This window comes from Planktothrix prolifica NIVA-CYA 540 (assembly GCF_963864145.1).
Classification (GTDB): Bacteria; Cyanobacteriota; Cyanobacteriia; order Cyanobacteriales; family Microcoleaceae; genus Planktothrix; species Planktothrix agardhii.
The window spans coordinates 3,142,747-3,147,762 of record NZ_CAWLTW010000001.1 but is presented as its reverse complement, the minus strand read 5'-3'; the positions used below and the strand labels follow the sequence as shown (position 1 = coordinate 3,147,762).

The window sequence follows — 5,016 nt, the reverse complement described above, 5'->3', positions numbered from 1 at the left end:
AACCCCCGTGCACGGGGGCTACGGGGGGGAGGGAACGCCGGATCAGGGAACAGCCCCCCAACCCCCGTGCACGGCAGGCTAGGGGGGGGAGGGAACACCGGGGGAAATCACTTCACCGTCTGGGTTCCAAGATCCGTCTGGTGTCCTAACTGCCTTGGCGGTTGCTATAACTGGGTAACGGATATTTTTGCGATTGATTAATTCTTCTCCGTTGCTAATTGTTTTTGACAAAATTTATAGGCAGAATAGGCTAAAGTTACCACCCCCATAATAATTGCCGATTCATCAATTTCAAACTTAGGATGATGTAAGGGATAATTATGTTTATTTTTGTGTCCGACACCTAAGCGAAACATCATGCCGGGTGCATAATCTAAATAGACAGAAAAATCCTCTGCACCTAAAGAGGGTTCGGGTAAATTCAAAACCGCACCAGACCCAAATGCTTCTCTAACACTTTCTTCGACAATTTGAGTTAACATCGGATCATTCTGCACCGAGGGAACACCTCGACGATAATTTAACTCATAATTTGCCCCGTACATTTGGCAAATATTAGCAACAATTTGTTCTATCCAACCCGGTAAAGATGCGTAGGTTTCAGGATGAAGCGATCGCACCGTTCCTAATAGTTTAACCTGATCCGCAATAATATTAGGTGCCCGTCCGCCTACAATTTGACCAATGGATAAAACCACAGGTCTTAAAGGGTTTTGAGTGCGACTAATCGCCTGTTGTAACATGGTAATTACCTGGGCCGCGATCCAAATCGCATCCTTAGCTTCATGGGGTCGCGCCCCGTGACCCGACTCTCCGATAATCGTTAATTCCAAATCATCCGCCGCCGCCGTTAACGCCCCCTGTCGCAGTCCCACACATCCGGCGGGAATACTGGGGAAGACATGAACCCCCAAAATCGCTGCCACGTCCTCCATGACGTTATCATGTACCATCCAGGTTGCCCCTTTAGCAATTTCTTCCGCCGGTTGAAACAAAAACCTCACTTTGCCCGGAAAATTCTGACCTAAATGAGATAAAACCATCGCTGTTCCTAACCCTAACGTGGTGTGCAAGTCATGTCCGCAAGCGTGCATCACTCCCATCTGTCGAGAGGCATACTCTAACCCGGTTAATTCGGTCATGGGTAGAGCGTCCATATCGGTGCGAATAGCAAACCAACGGGGGTTGGTAGTATTTCCCTTGAATTCTCCCACGACTCCCGTTGTCCCCACACCTTCTTGTACCTTAATCCCACAGGAGGATAAAACCCCGGCAACATAAGCTGAGGTTTGATATTCTTGACCACTGAGTTCTGGATGGGCATGAATATGGCGACGAATCTCAATTAACCTAGGGGCTAAGGTTGTGGCAATATCTTTAATTTTTTCCAGCATATAATCTATTGAAGTTATTGATAACTAGACTCATATTAATTCTGTGTGAAGTTGCCAGGAATTGATCCCTCCCAACCTCCCTCTTTTTAATATTCCCGCTTTTTGTTACAATCTGTAAACAAACGCTTAAGATAAAGGGCAGTCTAACAAATGCGGGTTGCGATCGCAGGAGCAGGTTTAGCGGGCATGGCTACGGCAATTGACCTAGTGGATGCCGGACACGAAGTAGAAATTTTTGAATCCCGTCCCTTTGTCGGGGGTAAAGTCAGCAGTTGGATAGACCCGGAAGGCAATCATATTGAAATGGGGTTGCACGTCTTTTTTGGCTGCTACTATAACTTATTTGAACTGATGAGAAAGGTGGGGGCGATTGACAACCTTGGGTTAAAAGACCATACCCACATTTTTATCAATACCGGGGGGAAAACTGGCAGTTTAGACTTTCGCTTCATTACCGGGGCGCCTTTTAACGGGTTGAAGGCGTTTTTTACCACATCCCAACTCTCGGTGATTGATAAATTACAAAATGCGATCGCTTTGGGGACTAGCCCGATTGTCCAAGGGTTGGTAGACTTTGAAGGAGCGATGAGGACTATCCGCGAGTTAGATAGAATTAGTTTTGCTGAATGGTTTCGCAGTCATGGCGGTTCTGAAGGTAGTCTAAAACGGATGTGGAACCCGATTGCCTATGCCTTGGGATTTATTGATACTGAGAATATGTCCGCCCGGTGTATGTTAACGATTTTTCTATTTTTTGCCACCAAAACAGAGGCATCTATATTGCGAATGTTGACAGGATCTCCGGAGGAATATTTGCATAAACCCATTGTGAATTATTTGGAACAAAGAGGTGTGAAAATTCATACCCGACGCCGAGTTCGAGAAATACAATTTTCAGAAATAGAAGGTAAAACCTATGTGACTGGAATGGTAGTAGCAAAAGGAGAAACTGAAGAAACAATTCTCGCCGATGCTTATGTTTTTGCCGGGGATATTCCGGGGGTACAAAAAATGATTCCCACCGCTTGGCGAAAATGGTCGGAGTTTGACAATATTTATAAGTTAGAAGCGGTTCCCGTGGCAACGGTGCAACTGCGGTTTGATGGTTGGGTGACGGAATTAAATGATCCCCAAAAACGTCAACAACTTAAAGAAGCCGCCGGAATTGATAATTTATTATATACAGCCGATGCGGATTTTTCCTGTTTTTCTGACTTAGCTTTATCCAGTCCGGCGGACTATTATCGAGAGGGACAAGGATCTTTATTACAGTTAGTTTTAACCCCTGGAGATCCTTTTATTAAACAAAATAATCAGGAAATTGCCCAGCACGTTTTAAAACAAGTTCATAATTTATTTCCTAGTTCCAGGGAATTGAATATGACCTGGTATAGTGTGGTTAAATTAGCTCAATCTTTGTATCGAGAATCCCCAGGCATGGACGCCTATCGTCCGGCTCAAAAAACTCCCGTTGCTAATTTCTTTTTAGCTGGAAGTTACACACAACAGGATTATATTGATAGTATGGAAGGGGCAACTATTTCAGGACGACAGGCGGCTAAGGCTATATTAGAAACTAGCTTTTCCGATCTTAAACCTTCCCCTGTTGTTGCTGGATAATTGAGGATTTTATCTTAATAATTAGCCTGAAATTTATGATTTTGGCTAATTATTATTTAGGATTCACATTGTATAGCAATACTACAAATTCAATTAGGTAAAATCTTTGTAAATCTGTAAATATTATGGCTGATTGGTTAGAACATAGTGTGCAAGTGGAAGTTCCTGTTCCCATTGATATCTCTTGGATTTTGTGGTCGGATTTGGAACAAATGCCCCGTTGGATGAAATGGATTGATTCAGTTAAAATTTTAGAAGATAATCCTGATTTATCCCGTTGGAAATTAGCCACGGGTAATTTAGAATTTAGTTGGTTATCAAGGATTTTAAAACAAATTCCTAATCAAATTATTCAATGGGAATCAGTAGATGGTTTACCGAATCGAGGAGCAATTAGGTTTTATGATCGTCATGGGAGTAGTATTGTTAAATTAACTATTTCTTATGCCATTCCTGGGATTTTAGGACAACTGATGGATAATTTATTTTTGGGTGGAGTAGTGGAGTCAACCCTGCAAAAAGATTTAGAACGGTTTAAGGATTATGCCATAGAATATTATGGTAACTCTTTAAATTAACATCTGTTAAAATCTTTATCCGTGAAATCCCTTTAATCCGTTAAAATCCGTGTTATGAATTTACCCTCATTTTTGTGGTTATGGAAAATTGCGGCTTGGTCGATGGGATTTTCTATCTTCGCTTATGTATTGTTAGCGATGACAGGAGGATGGATGCTATATTCCCGAAAAAATCAACAACCTCGACCTAACGGACTCAGAAATTTTCATTACCTTATAGGTGGGGTAATGGTGAGTTTAGTCTTAATTTTACTAACCGTTGGTTTAGTGGGGACTCTTGGATATTACGGGAGTTTAGGGCATTCAATTCATCTAGCCGCCGGATTAATTGTGGTAAGTTTAGTATTAGGATCGGCTTGGAGTGCTACCCAAATTAATCCTAAAAATACCTGGGCGCGCCCCCTTCATCTTAGCATAAATATGGGTTTATTTTTTGCTTTTACTGCGGTTTCTTTATCCGGGTGGGTAATTGTTCAGAAATATTTACCTTGATGTAATTATTCATACAAAATCTGGTGATCAATAGATTAAAATTATATTTTTTCAACACAAATCAATCAAATTAGGAGTAAAATACTATTCTTAACCTTAACCTCTGTTTAGACCGCCAATGACCTATCTCTACGAACTTCAAAAAGCAAGATAGATTGACACTCTCAGGTCTGAAGACACTGAGATTCTAACTTCAACCTGGACACTTGCTCGACCAGACTTTCATCAAGAGGAGTAGAGGTTTCCAGTCCATTAGAGTTACTTTGGGGATGCCCTCCCCTAGCTTGTTTACCAAGATTAAGAATATTAATTGCGGCATTTGTATCTCTATGCAACTCACATCCACAAGTACAAATATGGGTGCGGGTTGATAGAGATTTTTTCACTATTACCCCACAATTAGAACATTTTTGTGAAGTGTAATGGGGTGCAACAGGAATTGCTAACTTATCAAACTTAGCTGCAAAATATTCTATCCATTTCCGAAACAAATACCAACTGGCATCACTAATTGATTTAGCCAAACAATGGTTTTTAACTAAATTTCTAACACTTAAATCTTCATAGACCACTACATCGTTTGATGTGCATACGTTACGCGCCGTTATCTTGGCGTGTTCATTCCGTTGTCTACTTACTTTCAAATGTTTTTTACTGTAAACTTTCCTAGCTTTCCGTCTCCCCGATGAACCTTTAACTTTTTTATAGATTTGTTTCTGAGATTGCTTAATTGATTGTTCAGCTTTTCTGAGAAACTTAGGATTAGCTTCTTGATATCCATTTGAATCTGTGTAAAACGACTCAATACCAACATCAAGTCCTATTTCTTTTCCGGTTTTGGGTTGAATATCGGTGACATTAATATTCAGACAAAATTGTGCGTAATATCCATCGGCACGACGAATTAAACGCACCCGTTTTATGTCCTTAAT

Annotated in this window: 5 protein-coding genes; 3 read left to right on the top strand and 2 right to left on the bottom strand. The window is 41.1% G+C overall.

The annotated features are described in order from the left end of the window. Positions 1-197: 197 nt before the first annotated feature. Positions 198-1,394 (bottom strand): M20 family metallopeptidase, encoded by a 1,197-nt coding sequence (locus AC559H_RS14000; RefSeq protein ID WP_026785641.1) that lies wholly within the window; start codon positions 1,392-1,394, stop codon positions 198-200. A gap of 150 nt (positions 1,395-1,544) precedes the next feature. Between AC559H_RS14000 and zds the strand changes: the two genes are divergently transcribed. The 3 genes from zds to AC559H_RS13985 all read left to right on the top strand — a co-directional run bounded on the left by zds (position 1,545) and on the right by AC559H_RS13985 (position 4,084). Beyond that, the gene (zds, locus tag AC559H_RS13995) at positions 1,545-3,014 is read left to right on the top strand and encodes a 9,9'-di-cis-zeta-carotene desaturase (RefSeq protein WP_026796095.1); all 1,470 of its coding nucleotides are present in this window, start codon (positions 1,545-1,547) and stop codon (positions 3,012-3,014) included. A 125-nt stretch (positions 3,015-3,139) separates the two neighbouring features. Continuing rightward, positions 3,140-3,592 carry an SRPBCC family protein gene (locus AC559H_RS13990; RefSeq protein ID WP_026785643.1) on the top strand — a complete coding sequence of 151 codons (453 nt, stop codon included), beginning with the start codon at positions 3,140-3,142 and terminating at the stop codon, positions 3,590-3,592. Between the two features lie 54 nt (positions 3,593-3,646). Continuing rightward, positions 3,647-4,084, top strand: coding sequence for a DUF4079 domain-containing protein (locus AC559H_RS13985; protein WP_026796096.1), 438 nt, complete (start codon positions 3,647-3,649; stop codon positions 4,082-4,084). 164 nt (positions 4,085-4,248) lie between these two features. On the opposite strand, the gene AC559H_RS13980 is transcribed toward AC559H_RS13985, so the two are convergent. Then, the coding region (locus AC559H_RS13980; RefSeq protein ID WP_026798527.1) for an RNA-guided endonuclease InsQ/TnpB family protein at positions 4,249-5,016 on the bottom strand (768 nt) is incomplete at its 5' end.